Annotated in this window: 21 protein-coding genes and 1 pseudogene; 11 read left to right on the forward strand and 11 right to left on the reverse strand. The window is 72.1% G+C overall.

The genetic code is table 11. The features are described from left to right. Nucleotides 1-2 precede the first annotated feature (2 nt). Together ACFVYX_RS29510 and ACFVYX_RS29515 are read right to left on the reverse strand one after the other, a co-directional pair. Nucleotides 3-353, reverse strand: a complete 351-nt coding sequence (locus tag ACFVYX_RS29510) for a hypothetical protein (protein WP_389684536.1) — start codon at nt 351-353, stop codon at nt 3-5. 234 nt (nt 354-587) lie between these two features. After that, nucleotides 588-1,346 (reverse strand): phosphoglyceromutase, encoded by a 759-nt coding sequence (locus ACFVYX_RS29515; RefSeq protein ID WP_389684537.1) that lies wholly within the window; start codon nt 1,344-1,346, stop codon nt 588-590. A gap of 137 nt (nt 1,347-1,483) precedes the next feature. Here ACFVYX_RS29515 and ACFVYX_RS29520 point away from each other — a divergent pair, with 137 nt between their 5' ends. Beyond that, on the forward strand, nt 1,484-2,809 hold the full coding sequence (locus ACFVYX_RS29520) for an MDR family MFS transporter (protein ID WP_389684538.1): 1,326 nt from the start codon (nt 1,484-1,486) through the stop codon (nt 2,807-2,809). 10 nt (nt 2,810-2,819) lie between these two features. Here ACFVYX_RS29520 and ACFVYX_RS29525 read toward each other — a convergent pair whose 3' ends face one another. Next, nucleotides 2,820-3,734, reverse strand: a complete 915-nt coding sequence (locus ACFVYX_RS29525) for an MBL fold metallo-hydrolase (protein ID WP_389684539.1) — start codon at nt 3,732-3,734, stop codon at nt 2,820-2,822. Between the two features lie 103 nt (nt 3,735-3,837). Here ACFVYX_RS29525 and ACFVYX_RS29530 point away from each other — a divergent pair, with 103 nt between their 5' ends. Further along, nucleotides 3,838-4,800, forward strand: coding sequence for an AraC family transcriptional regulator (locus ACFVYX_RS29530; protein ID WP_389684540.1), 963 nt, complete (start codon nt 3,838-3,840; stop codon nt 4,798-4,800). Here the strand turns inward: ACFVYX_RS29530 and ACFVYX_RS29535 are convergent. The 3 genes from ACFVYX_RS29535 to mshA all read right to left on the reverse strand — a co-directional run bounded on the left by ACFVYX_RS29535 (nt 4,791) and on the right by mshA (nt 8,439). Then, the gene (locus ACFVYX_RS29535) at nt 4,791-6,473 is read right to left on the reverse strand and encodes a glycosyl hydrolase family 28-related protein (protein WP_389684541.1); all 1,683 of its coding nucleotides are present in this window, start codon (nt 6,471-6,473) and stop codon (nt 4,791-4,793) included. The two genes, ACFVYX_RS29530 and ACFVYX_RS29535, sit on opposite strands and share 10 nt — an antisense overlap. A gap of 105 nt (nt 6,474-6,578) precedes the next feature. Next, nucleotides 6,579-7,079: a YbjN domain-containing protein gene (locus ACFVYX_RS29540; RefSeq protein ID WP_389684542.1), complete on the reverse strand. Its 501-nt coding sequence runs from the start codon at nt 7,077-7,079 to the stop codon at nt 6,579-6,581. After that, nucleotides 7,072-8,439: a D-inositol-3-phosphate glycosyltransferase gene (gene mshA / locus ACFVYX_RS29545; protein ID WP_389684543.1), complete on the reverse strand. Its 1,368-nt coding sequence runs from the start codon at nt 8,437-8,439 to the stop codon at nt 7,072-7,074. The genes ACFVYX_RS29540 and mshA overlap by 8 nt, the downstream gene beginning before the upstream one ends. A 205-nt stretch (nt 8,440-8,644) precedes the next feature. On the opposite strand from mshA, the gene ACFVYX_RS29550 reads away from it, so the two are divergent. Further along, nucleotides 8,645-9,460: a class I SAM-dependent methyltransferase gene (locus ACFVYX_RS29550; RefSeq protein WP_389684544.1), complete on the forward strand. Its 816-nt coding sequence runs from the start codon at nt 8,645-8,647 to the stop codon at nt 9,458-9,460. 69 nt (nt 9,461-9,529) lie between these two features. Here the strand turns inward: ACFVYX_RS29550 and ACFVYX_RS29555 are convergent. Further along, a pseudogene (locus ACFVYX_RS29555) lies at nt 9,530-9,619 on the reverse strand (IS5/IS1182 family transposase); the annotation flags it as partial. Nucleotides 9,620-9,881: 262 nt separating this feature from the next. Between ACFVYX_RS29555 and ACFVYX_RS29560 the strand changes: the two are divergent. Both ACFVYX_RS29560 and ACFVYX_RS29565 read left to right on the forward strand, forming a co-directional pair. Then, entirely contained in the window at nt 9,882-10,931 is a 1,050-nt protein-coding gene (locus ACFVYX_RS29560) for an NlpC/P60 family protein (RefSeq protein WP_389684545.1), read from the forward strand. 380 nt (nt 10,932-11,311) lie between these two features. After that, on the forward strand, nt 11,312-12,547 hold the full coding sequence (locus ACFVYX_RS29565; protein ID WP_389684546.1) for a PP2C family protein-serine/threonine phosphatase: 1,236 nt from the start codon (nt 11,312-11,314) through the stop codon (nt 12,545-12,547). 126 nt (nt 12,548-12,673) lie between these two features. On the opposite strand, the gene ACFVYX_RS29570 is transcribed toward ACFVYX_RS29565, so the two are convergent. The 3 genes from ACFVYX_RS29570 to ACFVYX_RS29580 all read right to left on the reverse strand — a co-directional run bounded on the left by ACFVYX_RS29570 (nt 12,674) and on the right by ACFVYX_RS29580 (nt 14,138). Further along, entirely contained in the window at nt 12,674-13,018 is a 345-nt protein-coding gene (locus ACFVYX_RS29570) for a DUF2516 family protein (protein WP_389684547.1), read from the reverse strand. An 89-nt stretch (nt 13,019-13,107) separates the two neighbouring features. Further along, nucleotides 13,108-13,677 (reverse strand): hypothetical protein, encoded by a 570-nt coding sequence (locus tag ACFVYX_RS29575; RefSeq protein ID WP_389684548.1) that lies wholly within the window; start codon nt 13,675-13,677, stop codon nt 13,108-13,110. Nucleotides 13,678-13,712: 35 nt separating this feature from the next. Further along, complete coding sequence (locus ACFVYX_RS29580; protein WP_389684549.1) at nt 13,713-14,138, reverse strand: helix-turn-helix domain-containing protein; 426 nt, start codon at nt 14,136-14,138, stop codon at nt 13,713-13,715. A 163-nt stretch (nt 14,139-14,301) separates the two neighbouring features. Between ACFVYX_RS29580 and ACFVYX_RS29585 the strand changes: the two genes are divergently transcribed. From ACFVYX_RS29585 to ACFVYX_RS29600, 4 genes are all read left to right on the forward strand, one after another. Then, a complete protein-coding gene (locus tag ACFVYX_RS29585; RefSeq protein ID WP_389684550.1) occupies nt 14,302-14,793 on the forward strand; it encodes a hypothetical protein in 492 nt (163 codons plus the stop codon). After that, on the forward strand, nt 14,790-15,200 hold the full coding sequence (locus ACFVYX_RS29590) for a hypothetical protein (protein ID WP_389684551.1): 411 nt from the start codon (nt 14,790-14,792) through the stop codon (nt 15,198-15,200). The genes ACFVYX_RS29585 and ACFVYX_RS29590 overlap by 4 nt, the downstream gene beginning before the upstream one ends. Before the next feature lie 288 nt (nt 15,201-15,488). Then, nucleotides 15,489-16,064 (forward strand): RNA polymerase sigma factor, encoded by a 576-nt coding sequence (locus tag ACFVYX_RS29595; RefSeq protein WP_389684552.1) that lies wholly within the window; start codon nt 15,489-15,491, stop codon nt 16,062-16,064. Continuing rightward, nucleotides 16,061-17,140 carry a CU044_5270 family protein gene (locus tag ACFVYX_RS29600; protein WP_389684553.1) on the forward strand — a complete coding sequence of 360 codons (1,080 nt, stop codon included), beginning with the start codon at nt 16,061-16,063 and terminating at the stop codon, nt 17,138-17,140. The genes ACFVYX_RS29595 and ACFVYX_RS29600 overlap by 4 nt, the downstream gene beginning before the upstream one ends. 66 nt (nt 17,141-17,206) lie before the next feature. Here the strand turns inward: ACFVYX_RS29600 and ACFVYX_RS29605 are convergent, their stop codons facing one another. Next, a complete protein-coding gene (locus tag ACFVYX_RS29605) occupies nt 17,207-17,686 on the reverse strand; it encodes a hypothetical protein (protein ID WP_389684554.1) in 480 nt (159 codons plus the stop codon). A 100-nt stretch (nt 17,687-17,786) separates the two neighbouring features. Between ACFVYX_RS29605 and ACFVYX_RS29610 the strand changes: the two genes are divergently transcribed. Both ACFVYX_RS29610 and ACFVYX_RS29615 read left to right on the forward strand, forming a co-directional pair. After that, entirely contained in the window at nt 17,787-18,272 is a 486-nt protein-coding gene (locus ACFVYX_RS29610) for a MarR family winged helix-turn-helix transcriptional regulator (protein WP_389684555.1), read from the forward strand. Nucleotides 18,273-18,484: 212 nt separating this feature from the next. Further along, a complete protein-coding gene (locus ACFVYX_RS29615) occupies nt 18,485-19,966 on the forward strand; it encodes an MFS transporter (RefSeq protein WP_389684556.1) in 1,482 nt (493 codons plus the stop codon). The last annotated feature ends 57 nt before the right edge of the window (nt 19,967-20,023 follow it).

A 20,023-nucleotide genomic window follows, 5' to 3' on the forward strand; every position in this document is an offset into this window, starting at 1 on the left:
GACTAGCCGAGGAACAGGACCGAGCGGAGCTTGAGACGGTCCGTGGCGGGGCGGCCGTGAGGACGGAGGGTCCAGGAGTCGCCCGTGCAGTCGGGCTCGGTGAAGACGACCGCGTACGCGTCGGTGTCGTTGTGCGGCGCGAAGGCGGGCGCGGAGGAGCCCGGGTCGGCGGCCTCCGGGATCGCGACGCACTCACCGCTCGCGGGGTCGTGCAGGGTGACCGCCTGCGGGTACCCGTCCATACCGACGAACCGGTAGCCGAAGTCGCCGGTGGCGGCGTGGGCGGGGGCGGCCAGGGCGGCGGTGAGGGCGAGGGCACCGCAGACGGCGGCGACGGAGTGCCGGAGACGCACGGGGGTTCTCGATTCGTGTGAGGAGGAGCAGTTCCACCCGCACCACTAACAGCCCCGCACCACCGCCACACGAAGCCCCTCCGCCGGAAGGTTTCCCCCTCACCCGTCCGGTCCAGCATCCGACACGAAGCCCCTCCCGGCGGGGGTTCCGCCGGCAGGGGCTTCGAGGGGGGGTTCAGGAGGGCTTGAGGGGACTTGCGCCCTGCGTCCCGAGTTCCCGAGGGGGCGTCAGGGTTACTTCTTGCCCTGGTTCTTCACGGCCTCGATGGCCGCGGCGGCCGCGTCCGGGTCGAGGTAGGTGCCGCCCGGGTTGAGGGGCTTGAAGTTCTCGTCGAGCTCGTAGGACAGCGGGATGCCCGTCGGGATGTTGAGGCCCGCGATGTCGGCGTCCGAGATGCCGTCGAGGTGCTTGACGAGGGCGCGGAGGCTGTTGCCGTGGGCGGCGACGAGGACCGTGCGGCCGGTGAGGAGGTCCGGGACGATGGAGTCGTACCAGTACGGGAGCATCCGCTCGACGACGTCCTTGAGGCACTCGGTCCGCGGGCGCAGCTCCGGCGGGATCGTCGCGTAACGGGCGTCGTGCGCCTGGGAGTACTCGCTGTCGTCGGAGAGCGCCGGCGGCGGGGTGTCGTAGGAGCGGCGCCACAGCATGAACTGCTCCTCGCCGAACTCGGCGAGCGTCTGGGCCTTGTCCTTGCCCTGGAGGGCGCCGTAGTGACGCTCGTTGAGGCGCCAGGAGCGGTGGACCGGGATCCAGTGGCGGTCCGCGGACTCGAGCGCGAGCTGCGCCGTGCGGATGGCGCGCTTCTGGAGGGAGGTGTGCAGCACGTCGGGCAGCAGGCCGGCGTCCTTGAGCAGCTCGCCGCCGCGCGTCGCCTCCTTCTCGCCCTTGGCGGTGAGGTTCACGTCCACCCAACCGGTGAACAGATTCTTCTCGTTCCACTCGCTCTCGCCGTGGCGGAGGAGGATCAGCTTGTACGGTGCGTCGGCCATGCGGACGAGCCTAATCGACCTCTGACGATTGACGCGCGTCGTCAATCCGCTGGCGTCCGGCACCTGAGATGCGTAAGTTACGAGAGCCGGAAGCAGGTCTTACATTCAGGGCTACGTACAGCAGGGGGCGGCCACACATGTCCATCGACTCGCTCAGACGATCAGCGCGTGCGACGGTCTCGGGCCTCCCGCCGGGATTCTGGTGGCTCTGGCTGTCGACCCTGGTCAACCGGACCGGGGCGTTCGTCCTCACCTTCCTCTCCCTCTATCTGACGATCGAGCTCGGGCACTCCGCCTGGTTCGCCGGACTCGTCGTCGCCCTCCACGGCCTCGGCGGCGTCGCCGGTTCGCCGCTCGGCGGCGCGCTCACGGACCGCTGGGGCCGGCGGCCCACCATGGTCACCATGCACCTCGCGGCCGCCGCCTCCGCCGCCGCCCTCGCCGTCGTCACCAGTGCCTGGGCCATCGCGACGGTCGTCCTCCTCATGGGCGTCGCCATGCAGGCCGTCCGGCCCTCCATCAACGCCACCATCGCCGACATGGTCCCCGCCCACGACGTGCGCCGGGCCTACGCCCTCAACTACTGGGCGCTCAACCTCGGCTTCGCCATCGCCTCCATCGGCGGCGGCGCCGCCATCTTCCTCGGCTACCGCACCCTCTTCGTCGTCGACGCCGTCGCCACCGTCCTGTGCGCCGTCATCGTCTTCCTCCGGCTCCCCGAGACCCGGCCCGAGGCCCGCACCGACAAGAGCGGAGCGCCCGTCGTCGAGGACAAGGTCAGCATGCTCACCGTGCTGCGCGACGCGCCCTTCCGCACCCTCGTCCTGCTCAACCTGCTCGTCTGCCTCGTCTTCACCGCCCCCTGGATCGGCCTGCCCCTCACCATGGCGGACCAGGGCCTCTCCCCTTCGTCCTACGGCGTCGTCATCGCCGTCAACGGCATCGTGATCGTCGGCTTCCAGCTGCTCGTGAACAAGCTGACCGACAAGCGGTCGCCGGTCCTCCTGCTGGGCCTCTCCTCCCTCCTCTTCGCCGTCGGCACCGGCGCCACCGCCCTCGCCGGCTCCTCCGCGGCCTTCGCCGTGACGGTGGTCGTCTGGACCGTCGGCGAGATGATCCACGTCCCGACGAACGCCGCCGCCACCGCCCGCCTGGCTCCCGAGCACGCCCGGGGCCGCTACCAGGGCGTGATGGGCATGTCCTGGGCCGTCGCCGGCTTCGCCGCCCCGATCGGCGCCGGTGCGATCGTCGACGGTCCCGGCCCGGACGTCCTGTGGGCGGCGACGGCCGCGATCGGCGTCCTCGCCGCCGTCGGTTACCTCACCCTGCTGCGGCAGGCCCTCGCCGAGGACGCCGGGAGCGACGGCCACCCCGACAGCGACGACAGCGGGGCCGATGCCGGTGGTGGCCCCGACAGCGCCTCGGAGACCGCCGCCGCCCCGGTGAAGTCCGCCGGCGCCTGACCGCGCGCCCTCACGCCGTACCCCCGGCCGCCCACCCGGCCAGGGCGAACCCGCTCCCCTGCCTGCGCACTTCGGCGGCACCCGCCCCGCCGAAGTGCGCGGGCACGACCAGCTCGCGCGCGTCGGCGGCGCGTTCGAGGACGCGGCGGCGGCTGACCGCCGCCCCTTCCGCGTCCAGGCAGAAGCAGCTGCCGCAGGCGGGGTCGAGGATCTGTACGGGGCTGTGCAGCAGGTCCCCGACGAAGACCGCCCGGTCGCCGCCGGACGCGAGCCGCAGGACGGCGGAACCGGGTGTGTGGCCGGGCGCGGGCTCCAGGAGAAGGTTCTCGTCGATGCGGTGGGCCCCTGCCCACAGCAGCATCTGCCCCGCTCGGTGCACCGGTGCGACGCTGTCCTCGTAGACCAGCCGGTCCTCCTCGTTCCGCCCGCCGCCGTACGCGTTCCGCGGGCCGAAGTGGAAGTCGTCGGCGGCCGCGAGCAGGTACTGGGCGTTCGGGAACGTGGGAACCCACTCCCCGTCCGCCGCGTGCGTGTTCCAACCGACGTGGTCGGCGTGCAGATGCGTGTTGACGACCACGTCGACGTCCCCGGGACGGATGCCCGCCCGCTCCAGATCGCCGAGGAAGTCCCCCCGCCGGTGGTGGAAGTGCGGCGAGCGGGGCCGCTCCCGTCCGTCGCCGACCCCGGTGTCCACGAGGACCGTCCGGCCCGCGCTGCGCAGCACCCACGTCTGCAGCGCCATCACCGCCGCTCCGCTCGCCGGATCCCAGTGGTCCGGCGCGAGCCAGTCCTCGTTGTCCTTCCACAGCGCGGCTCCGGCCGCCGGGACGAGGTCCCGGGCGGGGGCGAACGGCCCCTGCCACTCCACGACGCGGATGATCTCGACGTCTCCCAGCACGATGCGCTGCGCGCTCTCCCTGTCCATGCCGCCGAGCCTAGGAAGCGTGCGTGAGCGCCTCAATGCCCGGACTGCTCGCCCGGATACGCGTACGTCTCACGGCCGGTGCGCGGCGGGATACGCTGCCGCGATGGACGTGGTGAGCGACGCGATCTCGGCCGTCCGGACCGGACAGCCCTCCTCCGACCGGGTGCGGGTCGGCGGGAGTTGGTGCGCGCGGCTGGCCCCGTACGACGGCGCGGGGTTCCACGTCGTCCTTGAGGGCGACTGCTGGCTGCTGCCCGACGGCGGTGAGCCGGTCGCGCTGGGCGCGGGGGACGCGGTCCTGCTCCCGCACGGTACGGGCCATGTCATCGCCGACTCGCCCGCCGACGCGGCGACGGTGCGGCGGGCCGTGCCGTACGAACGGTGGACCGGCGGCGCCCCGGCTGCCGCGCTGCTCCCATCGGCCCGACCGGCCCCACCGGCCCCGCCGGCCACCGGTGCCCCCGTCCGTGAGGTCGAGATGCTCTGCGGCAAGTACCGGCTCGACCGCAGCCACGAGCACCCGCTCCTCGCGGAGCTCCCGCCGCTCGTCCACCTCCCGAACCGGGCCGGCGGCCGTCCCGAGCTCAGGGCCGCCATCGGCCTCCTCGGCGGCGAGCTGTCCGAACGGCGGCCCGGCTCCTGCGTCGCCCTGCCCAGCCTGCTCGACCTGCTGCTCGTCTACATGATCCGGGCGTGGCTGGCCGAGAGCACGGCCGGGGCCTGGCCGGCGGTCCTCGGCGACCCGGTGACCGCCGTCGCGCTGCGCGCGCTGCACTCCGACCCGGCCGCCCCCTGGACCAACACCCGGCTCGCGGCCGAGGCCGGCGTCTCCCGGCCCACTCTCGCCCGCCGTTTCACCGCCCTGGTCGGCCGGCCCCCCATGGCGTACCTGACGTGGTGGCGTCTGACCCGGGCCGCGACCCTGCTCCGGGACACCGGGGACCCGCTGGAGGCCGTCGCCCGCCAGGTCGGTTACAGCACGCCGTACGCCCTCTCGCACGCCTTCCGCCGCGAGTTCGGCACCACGCCGGGCCGGTACCGGGCGGACCGGCTCGGTCACCCCTGACCGAGCGCCCGCTGTGCCTCGTACAGGTTCCGCGGCCGCACCGAACCCGGGGTTCCGTACGCCTCCACGCGCGCGTGGAGGTCGCCCGTGAAGTCCGGGACGTCGGTCTGGTCGAACTCGCGGACCTCGCTGATGCCGACCGTCGCGCTGTACGGGGCGACGGTGTCGATCTTCACGAGGCCGGCCCGGCCGTTGGTCACCGTCACGTTCCAGTGGGCGAACCGGGCGCCGTAGAGCGGGCCCGCGGAGGCGTCGCCGCCGTGCCTGCCGTTGTTCTCGACGGTGATCTCGGTCCGTACGTTCGCGAAGGGCATGCCCCGGTGGGTGTCGAAGGTGCCCATCTCCATGACCCCGCGCGACCAGACGTTGTGACTGGACAGGCCCTCGACGTTGATGCCGTGGAGCTGGGTCCCGGCCGGGGCGGGGACGGTACGGGCGGCGACGCGGAAGTCCTCGACCAGGTTGTCGTGCGCTCCCTCCCGGCAGTAGTACGGGTGGTGGGAGCCGCGCCCCTCCACCCGTGTGCGGCGCAGGGTGCAGGCGGAGGCGGCGACGAGCCCGAAGCCGTTGTCGACATGGCGTACGACCACGTCCTCGGCCCAGCAGTCGTACGCGCACTGGAAGGTGACGCCGTTGTAGCCCTGGTCGAGGAGGTGGGGGGATTGCGGTGTCTCCACCGCCTCCAGGGTCAGGCCCACCACCCCTGAGTCGGTGAGTGCCTCGGCCCCCGAGATCAGTCGGGGGTCCCACTCGGGGCGTACGTCGAGGGGCAGCGGCCGTTCCAGGGTCACGGTGCGGCCGCGGACGGCGGTGATCCGTACGGGCCACTCGTAGGGGACGTAGCTGGTCAGCTTCGTCCTGTCGTCCCAGCTGTACGCCTCCGGGCCGGGTCCGCCGCCCGCCATGTGCTCCAGGAGGGTGTGGGAGGGATCGTCGGCCAGGCGGAGGACGACGAGTCGGCCGCGCCGGAGGGCCGACGGGTCGTCGACCGTGATCGAGCGGTCGCCGCGGCGGGCCGGGCGGACCGCGGTCAGCGTGGTCCATTCGTCGCGCCGGTTGCCGGTCCAGCCCTCGAAGGGCCAGGCCCGGTCCCGTATCGCGGCGACGAGGGAGGCGTGCCGGGTGTGCGGGGAGAGCCAGATCAGGCCGCCCGCCCAGGACCAGGAGGACTTGTCGCCGCCGTACCGGGAGCCGTACGGGCCGATCAGCTCGGTGAGGTTCCGGGTGGCGAGCAGGGTCGTGCGGCCGGAGCCCGCACCGCGCAGGACCACGCCGCTGTGGCCGATCCGGAGGTAGTCGTCGATCCGGTACGTGCCGGGCGGCAGCAGGACCGTGCCGCCGCCCCGCTCCCCCGCCTCCGCGAGGGCCCGGTTGATGGCGGGCGCCGAGTCGGTGCCGTGCACCTCGTTCGCTCCGCGTCGGGCGTCGGGGGTGGCCCCGTAGGTGAGGGCGTCGGCCACCACGCGGGGGCGGGGCGTGCGGCGGGCGCCGGCGTGGGCTCCGGCCCGGCCCACGTAGGGGATCTGCGGGTGGGTGTAGGGGGCGGCCTCGAACTCCCGCCAGAGCCGGGCGGGGGCGACGGGTGCGGCGAAGCCCGTGGTGCCGAGACCTGCCGCGGTCGCTCCCGCCACCGCCACCGCGCTGCCGACGAACTGCCTTCTGCTGAGTGCCATGCCCCTGAACCTTTCATGTATATGAACGGTGTTCAGATCTACGCCGGGCGCGAGCATGGCACTGGAACTCCCCTGCGGGAAGAGGTCGGTCCTCAGATTCCGGGGTCAGTCCGCGGATTTCCGGGTCAGGTTCTTGAACGCGTCGAGGTTCCGGGTCGACTCACCGCGCGAGACCCGCCACTCGTACTCGCGCCGGATCGCCGACGCGAAGCCGAGCTCCAGGAGCGTGTTGAAGTCACCGTCCGCCGCTTCGAGGACGGAACCGAGCAGCCGGTCCAGCTCCTCCGGCGTGACGGCGGCGAGCGGCAGCTTGCCCACCAGGTAGATGTCGCCGAGGCCGTCGACCGCGTAACTCACCCCGTACAGCTTGAGGTTGCGTTCGAGCAGCCAGCGGTGGACGCCCGTCTCGTTCTCGTCCGGGTGCCGGACGACGAAGGCGTTGAGCGAGAGCGAGTGGCGGCCGGCGCGCAGGGAGAGCGTCGTGAACAGCTTGCGCGTGCCAGGGAGCTTGACCACGTACGAACCCGGCTCGGGGGACTCCCACTCCAGTTCCGCGTCCTTGAAGGTGTCCTCGATGATCCGCCGGACGGTCTCAGCCTCAGCCATGGTGGGAGCGTACGCGACGGCGGTTCTCACGCAGCCGGTGGTCGTGCATGGCGGCCGTGTACACATCCGCCGTACCCGAGGCCGCCGTGTCCCAGCCGAAGGAACCGGCGTGCAGGGCCGCCGCCGCACCCATCCGCGCCGAGAGCGACGGGTCCGCGACGAACCGGCCGAGCGCCCGGGCGTAGTCCGCCGGGTCGTGCCCCTGCACGAGGAAACCGGTCACGTCGTCCCGTACGGCCACGGGCAGGCCGCCGACCGCCGCCGCGACGACCGGGGTGCCGGCCGCCTGCGCCTCGATGGCGACCAGGCCGAAGGACTCGCTGTACGAAGGCATGACCAGCACGCTCGCCGCGCGGAACCAGTCCGCGAGCCGGTCCTGGCCCACCGGCGGATGGAAGCGGACGATGTCCGCTATCCCGAGCCGGGCGGCCAGCTTCTGCAGCCCCTCCGGCTTCGCGAGGCCGCTGCCGCTCGGGCCGCCGACCACCGGCACGATCATGCGCGAACGCAGCGAGGGATCCTGGTCCAGAAGCGCCGCGGCGGCCCGCAACAGGATGTCCGGGGCCTTCAGTGGCTGTATCCGGCCGGCGAAGACTGGGATGAACGCGTCCTGCGGCAGCCCGAGCCGGGCGCGCGCCGCGCCACGGCCGTCGGCGGGCCGGAAGTGATCGAGGTTGACGCCCGGGTGGACGACCGCGATCTTGCCGGGATCGGCCTCGTAGAAACGCGCGAGCTCGTCGGCCTCCTCGGCCGTGTTCGCGATCAGGCGGTCGGCCGCGGACACGATCTGCGTCTCACCGATCACCCGGGCCGCGGGCTCGGGCGTGTCGCCCTCGGCGAGCGCCGCGTTCTTGACTTTCGCCATGGTGTGCATGGCGTGGACGAGCGGCACGCCCCAGCGCTCGGCGGCAAGCCAGCCGACGTGCCCGGAGAGCCAGTAATGGGAGTGGACGAGGTCGTAGTGGCCGGGGCGGTGACCCGCCCACGCCTGCATCACGCCGTGCGTGAAGGCACAGAGCTGAGCCGGCAGCTCCTCCTTCGCCAGACCCTCGTACGGGCCGGCGTCCACATGCCGTACGAGCACGCCCGGGGTGAGCTCGACGACCGGGGGGAGGCCGCCGGTCGTGGCCCGGGTGAAGATCTCCACCTCGATGTCGATGGCGGCGAGACGTTTCGCCAGCTCGACGATGTAGACGTTCATGCCGCCCGCGTCGCCGGTCCCCGGCTGGTGCAGCGGAGAGGTGTGGACGCTGAGCATGGCCACGCGGCGCGGGGTGCGGTTCCGGCCGGGAAGCCGAAGCCGGGATGGTGCCGGGTGCCGGTGCCGGGTACCGGCGAACCGGGACACGTACTGGCTCACGTCGGCGGTCCTTCCGCTCGGGGGCTGAGCATGAGCGCCGCGGACATGACGGCGGGAGGACGTGGTGCGCCCTCCGGCCGTGAACAACACCGGAATGGACCCTTTCATTTCCATCGCACGCGGCACTTTGCCAATTCATTACCGGGCCGGGTGGTCGGTCGCCTCCACGAACCGGGCGCCCGACCCCACCCCGTACGCTTTCGGCATGGCCCCGCGCACCACCCGCCCCGTCGGCACACCGACCCGCGGGACCACCAATCCCAACCGTCTGCGCCGCATGGACCGCTGGATCGCCGCCGTCCACGGCCCCGCCCTCCGCCGCTCCCCCGAGCCGCCCGTCGCCGTGGACCTCGGATACGGGGCCGCCCCCTGGACCGCCGTCGAACTCCTCGCCCGGCTGCGCACCGCGGACCCCCGCACCCGCCTCTACGGCATCGAGATCGAACCCGCCCGCGTCGAGGCCGCGAAACCGTACGAGCACGAGGGCCTCTCCTTCCTGCACGGCGGGTTCGAGGTGCCCGTACCCGGCCAGGTGTCGCTGATCCGCGCGGCGAACGTGCTGCGCCAGTACGACGAGGAGCAGGTCGCGGCCGTCTGGCGACGGCTGTGCGAGCGGCTCGCACCCGGGGACGGGGGGCACGGGGGCGGACTGCTCGTCGAGGGAACCTGCGACGAGATCGGGCGCCGGCACGTCTGGGTGGCGCTCGACCGGACCGGGCCGCTGACGGTGACCTTCGCGACCCGGCTGGGCTCGCTGGAGCGCCCTTCGGACCTCGCGGAGCGGCTGCCGAAGGCGCTGATCCACCGCAACGTTCCGGGCGAGCCGGTGTACGCGTTCCTGCGGGATTTCGACCGGGCGTGGGCGGCGGCCGCGCCGTACGCCTCGCTCGGCGCGCGGCAGCGGTGGATCCGCGCCGTCCGCGACCTCGCGGCGGACTGGCCCCTGACGGACGGCCCACGGCGGTGGCGCCAGGGCGAGGTGACGGTCCGCTGGGAGGCGCTGGCGCCTCACGAACGCTGACGGCCGGGGGCCGTCGCCAGCTCGGACGCTGGCCGGGGGGGGTGTTGGCGCTAGGGGGTGTCCGGAAAGTCATGGGAGCCAGAGTCGGAGGCAGGCGAGGGTGACCATGGCTTGGTAATGGGTGGCTCGTTTGTCGTAGCGGGTGGCCAGGGCTCGGTTCTAGGGGCTGACGGCCGCAGGGGCGGCGCCGACGGCTCGGGGGTGAGACCGCGGGGCCCCTGCGGGCGGCCGCTTCCCCAACTCCCGCTGAATTTCCCGTACCAGGGGAACGCCGCGCGCACCTCACTCGTCCCCCGGGGTGGGAACGGGCCCGACAGGCCCCGGTTTCCCCTGTTGCTTTCCGGTTTCGCATGGCACTATCGCCATCGTCACCATCAAGTTACTGACGGTAAATCAGATTTGGCCACTCGAGGGGGAGCTCGTGAACCGACGCCGCCACGCCACCGCCGCGATCACCGTGATCTGCGCCTTGACCGTGCTGGCCTCTCCCGCGCTGACCCTCCAGGCGGCCGCCGCACCGCTCCCGCCGCCCCCGCCGAAGAAGAGCCTGGAGCAGGTGCGCCAGGAGATAGACGCCCTGTACCGGCAGGCCGCCGTCGCCACCGACGCGTACAACCTCGCGGAGGAGAAGACCAAGGAGCAGTCCGCCGAGATCGTCCGGGTCGCCCGGATGATCGTGGAGGGCCGCGCGAAGATCGAGACCCTCAAGGCCAAGGCCGGTGCCGCCGCCCGCGCCCAGTACCGCAACGGCGGACTCCCCGACGGCGCGCAGCTCGTCCTCACCGACGACCCGCAGATCTTCCTCGACGCCGCGGGACGGCTCAAGGAGGGGGCGAAGGCCACCACCGACCTCCTCGGCGAGATGAACCGCACCCAGGCCCAGCTGGACGTCTACGCCAAGGACGCCGGCGTCAACTGGACCAAGCTGGAGGCCGATCGCATCCGGCAGGCCCAGGCGAAGAAGCAGATCAACGACAAGATCGCCGAGGCGAGGAAGCTGGAGTCCGAGCTCGCCGCCGAGGAGCGGGAGCGGCTCCGGCGCCTTGAGGAGCAGGAGCGGCAGCGGGCCCAGACGACCTGGCTCGGCACCGGCGTCCTCAGCGGCCTGAAGGCCGACGCGACGCCGGACGCCAGGAAGGCGATCGCGTTCGCGACGGCCCAGATCGGCAAGCCGTACGTGTGGGGGGCGGAGGGCCCGGACTCGTACGACTGCTCGGGGCTGACCCAGCGCGCCTGGGGCGCGACGGGCCGGAACATCCCGCGCACCTCGCAGGAGCAGTGGCGGCTGCTGCCCCGCGTGGACATCAAGGACATGCGGCCGGGCGACCTGATCGTCTACTTCAAGGACGCGAGCCACATCGGGATGTACGTCGGCAACGGCACGATGGTGCACGCGCCCCGGCCGGGGCGTGACGTGACGCTCGCGGGGGCGGGCTCGATGGAGATCCTGGGAGTCGTGCGCCCGACGTGACACGGGGGGCGGGAGGGGTCGGGAGGAGTCGGCGAGCCCCCTCCCGACCCCTCCCGACATGACGGACCACGCGCGCGTGGGGCCCGGAGCGGGGCGCCGCCGGGGCGTGACCTTTCTCATTGCCGACGGGGGCTCCCCGTAGGGCAGATCGGGGCAAGTACCTCCCCTTCCGCGGCATATGCCAATCGCGACGCGGCCTCCCGCCCCCTGATCACCATTCCGCTCCGCACCGCCCTAGCGCTATGGTCCGGGACGGGCGGGACGCCACCCGGCGCCCTGCGCACCCTCGGGGGGAGGGAAGGAAGACCGGACCGATGCCCGTATCGCTACCGCGTCAGAGAATCGTCTCTGCAGCTGCGGGACCCGGCGAGGCCACCCCTATGGACGCCACCGCTATGACAGGCACAGTCACAGGTACCGACCGCACCGACCTCACTCTCCTGGTCGTCGAGGACGACCCGGCGGGCGCCCTCGCCGTACCCGAACTCCTCGACGCCGCGGACGCCTCGGGCACCCGTGTCCGCATCCGCACCGCCCGCAACCTCACCGAGGCCGAGCGGCTCCTCACCGACGACGTCCACTGCGTCCTCGTCGACCTCTCCCTGCCCGGCCCCCGGGCCGCCGCGGGTGACGACCCGCTCGCCCCGCTGCGGCACATCCTTCGCCTCGCCCCGCGCCACGCCGTCCTCGCGCTCGCGGCCTCCGCCGACGCGGAGCTGGCGGCCGAGGCGGTACGGGTCGGCGCCCAGGACCACCTCTTCCGCGAGGAGCTCGACGGGCGGCTGCTCAGCCGGGCCATCCGGTACGCCGTCGAACGCAAGCGGGCCGACGCCGTCCAGGTGAAGCTGGCCGAGTCCCGGCTCAGGGCCCAGGAGAACGCCCGCCTGGAACGCGGACTGCTGCCCACCCCCCTCCTGGAGGGCTCCGACCTGCGGTTCGCGGCCCGCTACCGGCCCGGCCGCTCCCGCGCCCTGCTCGGCGGAGACTTCTACGACGTCGTGCGCACGCCCGACGGCACCGTCCACGCCATGATCGGCGACGTCTGCGGGCATGGCCCCGACGAGGCCGCGCTCGGCGTGGAGCTGCGGATCGCGTGGCGGGCCCTGACCTTCGCGGGCCTGTGCGGGGACGAGCTGCTCTCGACGATGCAGCAGGTCCTGGAGCACGAGCGGGAGAGCGACGAGATCTTCGCGACCCTCTGCACCGTCGACATCGCTCCCGACGGCCGCCGGGCGGGCCTCTGCCTGGCCGGCCACCCCTCCCCTCTGATCGCCCGGCAGGGCAGGGCGGCCCGGCTGCTCCCGTACGAGGACGGCGGCCCGGCCCTCGGCCTGCTGCCGCGCGCCCGCTGGCCGCGCCGGCAGGTCGAGCTCGGCGGGGCGTGGAGCCTGCTCATGTACACGGACGGGCTGATCGAGGGCCGCTCGGCGGGGCCCGGCTCGCCGCGGCTCGGCCAGGACGGGATGGTCGGGATGATCAACCGGCAGCTGGCCTCGGGCCTGCGGGGCGAGGAGCTCCTGGAGGCGGCGGTCACGGAGGTCCGGTCACTGAACGGCGGCGAGCTGACGGACGACGTCGCGGTCCTGGCCCTGGAAAGGGACAGGGGCCGGGGCTGAGGCGGGGAACGTGACAGGGCCCGGGGCTGAACCGGGAACGTGACAGGGCCCGGGGACGATCCCCGGGCCCTGTACCTGTCTGTACCTGTCTGTACCTCTACGCGTGGGCGTGCGCTTCTGCCGTCGCTAGCGGCCGCCGTTGTAGGGACCGTACGGTCCGTCGCTGCTGGAGCCGCCGCCGCGGCCGCCACGGCCTCCGCCGGAGACCTGCGCGAGCGCGGGCCGCACGTCCACCATGAAGATGATGGCCGCGATCACCCCCGCGATCTGCAGGAACAGCATCGGCAGCAGAAGGTTCAGGGCGAGGTTGATGCCCAGGATGATCAGCCAGAACTTCTTCGTCTGCTTCTCGGCGGCGCGGTAGGCGTCCTCGCGCGCCATGGCGGCGAAGACGAGCGCGGCGACGGCGAAGCCGGTGAAGATCAGGAAGGTCACCAGGAAGAGGAGGGAGTCGAATCCCGCGCGCAACATGCTGAGCACCGCCTAGGGAAGAGGGGAAGAGCGCCTCGCGGTCAAGGTACCCGGTACAACGCCGTTGGTACCCGTATTGGTGCCCGGCCCTACTCCTTCTCGGCAGCGGCGGTCTTCTTGGCGGAGGCCTTGCGGGCGGAGGTCTTCCTGGCGGGCGCCTGCCCGGCCTCTCCGGTCTCGTCGGCCTTCTCGCCGACCTTGCCCTCAGCCTCCCCGGCCTTCTCCTCCGGCTCGACGACGACGGCGATCTCGACGATCTCCTCGGCGACCTCGCCCCGCCAGGCCTTGACGGCCTCCTCGCCGTGGGCGGCGACCTCCTCGTACTTCTCTCGCGCCTTGACCGCGTACTCGGCCGCGACACCGACGCCGCGCAGGGCGAGGTCCTGGGCCGTCTCACCGAGCTTCTTCAGGTCCGTGTCGAGACCGCCGACGACATCGGCGAACTTCGACTGCACGGTGGCCTGGGCCTCCTTGGCCTGGGCGGTCACCTTCTCCTGCACGGCCTTGGGGTCGGTCTTCCGCACGGCCTCGATCCGTGCGGGCGCCTCGGCGGCGAGCTGCTCGATCAGGCCGGGAACCTTCTTGGCCTGCTGCACGGCGAGGTCGGCGGTGCCGGCGGCGAAGTAGAGAGGGGTACGCAGTTCGTCGATGATGGCCATGCTGGTGGTCCTCCCGGATGTGACGTACGAGCGAGCTACTTCAGGGGCGCTTCGGCATCGGGCGCGTCGGCGGGTGCGTCGCCGGGCGTTTCCGCGTCGGCAGCGACGGCGGCCTCGGCGGCGTTCTCCTTGCGGAAGGAGTCGTAGATCTGGAGCAGCACCTGCTTCTGCCGCTCGTTGATCGAGGGATCGGCCAGGATGACGGCGCGCGTCTCCAGCTCCTCCCGCTCCTTCTCGTCGAGGATCCCGGCCCGTACGTAGAGCGTCTCGGCGGAGATCCGCAGCGCCTTCGCGACCTGCTGCAACACCTCGGCGCTGGGCTTGCGCAGCCCGCGCTCGATCTGGCTCAGGTACGGGTTCGACACCCCGGCGGCATCGGCGAGCTGCCGCAGGGACAGCTGCGCGGTCCTCCGCTGCTCACGGAGGTACTCACCGAGATTGCCGACGTTGAGCGATGCCATGCTCCGACCATGCCAGCCTTTGCTAACTATTGCAAGCAGGCGCTTGCAATAGTCGCCTCCCGAGAGATCGCGATCATTACCAGAGCCCGTAATTCCCCAGGTCCCGACTGTGTGAGCCACTAGGTTGGCGTGCGTGGAGACACGGGGGCAGGGGTATCGGTATGTGGGTCCGGCTGAGCTGAAGGAGCTCGTCCGGGCGGGTTCTGAGGGCCGGAGCATCCGCTCGGCGGAGGACTTCGGCGAGTGGGTCTCGGCGCAGACCCTGGATGAGTTGGCCGAGCCGTTCACGTTCGTCGTCGATGGCGGCGGGGTGCTGCGACTGGCTCCGCGCCGCAGTGAGCACGTGGTGTGTGCCGGCGGCGAAGAGGTGCTGAGCGCCGGGGAGATGAGCTTCCGTGAGGAGTCCGGGCGTTGGGTGGTCGAGGAGGTCAGCAACCAGTCGACCGGCTACTGCCCGGACGTCAGATCATGGCCGGCCGTGGCCGAGGCTCTGGACGGGATCGGGATCCGTCGACCGTCCGGATTCACGCACGGGGTGGTCTTTCGCCGTTGCCACTCCTGCCGGGAACCCAACATCGTTCGGGAGAACGACTTCGTATGCGTCTTCTGCGGCAAGGATCTGCCGCAGGAGTGGAACGTCGGGGAGCCCGGGTGACTGGTCAGACCGCGAAGATCGCATCACCTTGCGAGTGCGGCAGCATGGCGGTGCGGCAGGTGAACCAGTTCATCCTTCGCGATGAGTTGTGGTGGGATTCGGAGTTCTCTTGCGGGTCCTGTGGCACCTATCTGTGCGAACACGCTGGTCCGGGTCCAGCACCTGATGATGTTCGGGAGGCTCTCCTCGCAGCGCATGGGTCTGTCAGGCTACGGCTGGTCGGTTCAGTTCCCAGTTTCGTCCCAGCTTTGAAGGTATTTCGGGAAGTCACAGCAGCCTCGATGTCGCGGGCTCGTGAACTGGTGGGGGAACTGAGCCACGACGGTCTGGTGGGGACGTTGCCGGAGATGGAGTTCCTGAAGGCCCGGCTGCAGATGCGTGGTGTTCCCGTCGACGTCGATCGGTAGCTGTCCCTGGGGGACTGAACGGGAGCGCTCCAGCGCTGGAATCGGTCTTGAGCTTGGGCCGGCCCACAATGACATCTCACCGACGTCGAACACCCCTGCTTCCAGCACGTACTGGCCGGGCAGGACGACGCGCGCCCGCTCCGGCCCTCCGCCAACGACCCGGAGAGGCCTGGCGAGTGGTGGCGGGGCTTCGGTGAACGCACTGCCCTGACCTGCGGGAAGTAACGATTCGTGGTCCCCGTACCAATGGGTTGGTGACAGATCACAGAGCCGCACTGGAGGTCCCGCGTGCAGATACCCACGCACGAGCCCGGACGGAGCAGAACTCCGTTCAGCGAGGTGTACGAGGCGCATTTCGACGCCATCCTCGGCTTCGTCACCCGCAGAACCGCCGACCGGCACTTGGCCGCCGACCTGACCGCCGACATCTTCGTGGCCGCGCTGGAGGCCTTCGAGCGCTACGACGTCGGGCGCGGTACGCATCTGGTGTGGCTCTACGGGATCGCCCGCAACACGCTGGCCTCGCATGCCCGTCACGCGGCCCGCGAGCGGGAGGCGGTAGCCGCGTTCAGCGGCCGTCGGCTGCTGGACGAGCAGGACGTGCAGCGCTTCGAGGAGCGCATCGACGCGGAGCGGGAGGCCAGGGACCTGCTCGCCCGGCACGGTGTGCTGTCCGAGCCGCTGCGCGCGGTGATCGACCTGGTCGCTGTCGACGGCCTGAGCACGAAGGAGGCCGCGAAGGTACTCCGGATCTCACAGGCGACCGCCCGCGTCCGTCTGCACCGGGCCCGTACCGCGTTGCGTGCCGGACGTACCACCCCGTCCGGCACCTTCACCACCCCGCTCACGGAGGTCACCCGATGAACACACCGACCGGATTCAAGCAGCGACTCGGTGCGGAGCTGGCCCTCCTGGAAAGGACGCTGGCCGACCGGGCCGCCGAAGAGGCGTCCGGGCATGGCGTGCCGGTGGTTGGCCGCCGCTTCCTCGCGCGGCCTGGCGTGCGGCGGACCGCACTCGTGGGCCTGGCCGCGGGCGTGGTCGCCGCCACCCTCGTCGCCACCTCAGGCGGACAGGGGGTGCGGACCCAGCCGGTGCGCGCCATGACGGTCGCTCAGGTCCTGGACGCAGCCGCGGTCGCCGCAGCGAAGGGACCGGACCGGGAGCCCGCTCTCCACCAGTGGGTGTACACCGACAATGTGGTCTGCATGGCCGACTGCGGACACCAGCCTTCCTGGGTACGGTACGACGGTGTCAAGGGTGCCTCTGTCGGTAAGACGTTCGAGACGGGCGACCGCACCGTCGTCTCCGTGGGTGATCGCTTCTTTGCGAGGCCGGGGAAGGTCGGAAGCCGTCCGCGGGAGACCCGCGAGGTCTTGTCCCGGCTGCCCACCGACCCCCACGAGCTCCTCGAGCGGGTGAGTACCGACCCCTTCTTCGCCGGCGGAGCGGACCCGAACGCGGGCCCGAGCCAGGGAAAGCTCCACAACTTCATGGCGGAACAGCCCCCGGCCGTCACCCCCGGAGCCCAGTTCGCCAGGATCCTCAACATCCTGCAGAGCGCACCGACCATCCCCCCGCGGATCAACGCCGCGCTGTACCGCGCGCTGGCGCTGATCCCCGGAGCCGAGCTGGTCAGCACACCGATGCGAGACGCGGCCGGCCGGTCGGGAATCACCATCGCGTTCGATTTCCACGACCGGCTCCGAACCCGCGAGTACCTCTTCCTGGATCCGCATACCTACGCCTACCGCGGCTTCCGCCACGACTGGCACGGAGAGCGCAGCTTCTCCAACTCCTTCGCCCGTGTGGCGACCGGCGTCGTCGACCATCCCGGCCAGGCGCCCGGCGGCCCCGCCCCGGACCCCTCGGACATCGTGGAGCGGCCGCCGGTCCGGAAGGTTCCGCTGCCTCGGGTTCCGCCCGGCGTGCGGGGGTGAGCTCGTCGGCGCCGCGGCGGTGGGAGAGCCCGCCACGGCGAAGGCGGTGCCCGGCCGCGCCCCCCTTCACCCCGCCCACGCCGCGAGCGCCCCGTGATCCGCCGCCGTGAGGCCCCGGCCGGGGTCCACGCGGTGGAGCAGCGCCCGGCCGGGGTGGTGGGCGGCGACCCAGTCGCGGTCGGCCGGGCCGATCTCGTCGTCCACCCAGGCGAACGGCCGCCCGGCGGCCCACTCCACGAGCCCCGCCGTCTTCCAGTGGAGCCCCGGCACCGGATCGGGCCCGTCGTCCGGCCATCGCACGAGGGGCAGCGGGGGCAGCCCGAGGCGTGGGGCGACCCAGGCGTTCGCGTCCTCCTCCCAGGTCGTCGCCCACACCAGTTCGTACGGCAGCGCCGCGAGCCGCGGCCCGTGGGCGGGGTCGAGCCGCGCGAGGAGCGGGCTCACGGACGCGGGCGGGACGGGCGGGTACGTCCGGTACGCCCCGCCGCTCGCCCCGAAGGGGATCAGCGGCCCGTCGACGTCCAGGAAGAGCAGGGGGACCGTCATGCCTCCATCGTGACCGGCCCGGGGCCCCACGCGTCCAGCCTTCCCACCCGTCCGCTTCCCGATAATCCGCGACGGATCGGTTCTCGTTACCCTGGCAGGCATGACAGCGATGGCGCGCACCCGGACCGAGCCCGATCTCTCCTACCTCCTCGACCACACCAGTCACGTCCTGCGGACCCGGATGGCCGCCGCGCTCGGCGCGATCGGGCTCACGCCCCGGATGCACTGCGTCCTCGTCCACGCCCTGGAGGAGGAGCGCACCCAGGCGCAGCTCGCGGAGATCGGCGACATGGACAAGACGACCATGGTCGTCACCGTCGACGCCCTGGAGAAGGCCGGACTGGCCGAGCGTCGGCCGTCGAGCACCGACCGGCGCGCGCGGATCATCGCCGTGACCGAGGAGGGGGCGAAGGTCGCCCGGGAGAGCCAGAAGATCGTCGACGGCGTCCATCAGGGCGCCCTCTCCTCCCTCCCGGAGGACGAGCGGACCGTCCTGCTGCGCGCCCTGGACCGCCTGGCCACCGGGCATCTGGAGACCCCCGCCGAGGGTCCCGGGACAGCCCGCCGGGCGCGGCAGCGCACCTAGAGCCACAACAAGGGGCACGGCGGCCGGGGCGCCGGCGAGGGCGTCCCCGAGTCGCGATCGGCTTGCGCGGGTCGTCGCGACTCTTGGTGGACCTCCGCCGCCCCCGTACCCCTCAGACCCCTCCGAGGACATCCGTTCCGTAAAAAATAGTCTGCAACAAAACCTTCTGCTAACGTCACTCCTGTTGCCTCCCTCGAACAGGAGTGACCCCCATGCCCAGGACCACGCCCGCACCCACCCCCCAGCTCGCCCTCGGCGTCCTCGCCACCGGCATGCTCATGACGGTCCTCGACGGCAGCATCGTCACCGTCGCCATGCCCGCCATCCAGAGCGACCTCGGCTTCACCCCCGCCGGCCTGAGCTGGGTCGTCAACGCCTACCTCATCGCCTTCGGTTCGCTCCTCCTCCTCGCCGGCCGCCTCGGCGACCTGATCGGCCGCAAGCGGATGTTCCTCGCGGGCACCGGCGTCTTCACCGCCGCATCCCTCCTCGCCGGGGCCGCCACCTCCCCCGGCGTCCTCATCGCCGCCCGCTTCCTCCAGGGCGTCGGCAGCGCGATGTCCTCGGCCGTCGGCCTCGGCATCCTCGTCACCCTCTTCACCGTGCCCCGCGAACGCGCCCGCGCCATCGCCGTGTTCAGCTTCACCGGCGCGGCCGGGGCCTCCCTCGGCCAGGTCCTCGGCGGCGTCCTCACCGATGCCCTCACCTGGAACTGGATCTTCTTCATCAACCTGCCCATCGGCATCGCCACCGTCCTCGTGGCCCTCCGCGCCCTTCCCTCCGACCGCGGCCTGGGGATCGGGGCGGGCGCCGACGTCATCGGCGCGGCCCTCGTCACCACCGGCCTCATGGCCGGGATCTACGCGGCCGTCAAGATCGAGGAGTACGGAGCCGGTTCGGCGCACACCCTCGGCCTCGGAGCCCTCGCGCTCGCCCTCCTCGCCGGGTTCCTGGTCCGCCAGGCGAAGGCCGCGAACCCGCTCATGCCCCTGCGGATCCTCCGCTCGCGCAGCGTCTCCGGCGCCAACGCCGTCCAGATGCTGATGGTCGCCGCGCTCTTCTCCTTCCAGATCCTCGTCGCCCTCTACCTGCAGAAGGTCCTCGGGTACGGGGCCGCCGGGACCGGCCTCGCGATGCTGCCCGCGGCCGTGGTCATCGGCGCCGTGTCGCTCGGCGTCTCCGCCCGTCTCATCGCCCGCTTCGGCGAGCGGAACGTCCTGCTCACCGGCCTCCTCCTGCTCGTCGGCGTCCTCGGCCTGCTGACCCGGGTCCCCGTCCACGCCTCGTACGTCACCGACCTGCTCCCCGTGATGCTGCTCGCCGCCGGCTTCGGCCTCGCGCTCCCCGCCCTCACCTCGCTCGCGATGTCGGGCGCCGACGAGGCGGACGCGGGCCTGACCTCCGGCCTCTTCAACACCACCCAGCAGATCGGCATGGCCCTCGGCGTCGCGGTCCTCTCGACCCTGGCCGCCACCCGCACCGAGTCGCTCACGGCGGCGGGCCGGCCCGCCGCCGAGGCCCTGACCGGCGGCTTCCACCTGGCCTTCGGCGTCGGCGCGGGACTCCTCCTCGTCGCCCTGGCCGTCGCCTTCACCGTCCTGCGCCGCCCGGCCGCACCCCACCGACCCGCCACGCGCCGACAGCCGGAGGCGCCCGAACTGCCGGAGCCCGCCGAGACCCTCGCCTCCCACTGAGGAGTACGGCCCCGGAAGCGGCGGCGGGACCGACCGGCTCTCACGGCGACAATGGCG

It is taken from the genome of Streptomyces sp. NPDC058326, from assembly GCF_042879855.1.
Classification (GTDB): domain Bacteria; phylum Actinomycetota; class Actinomycetes; order Streptomycetales; family Streptomycetaceae; genus Streptomyces.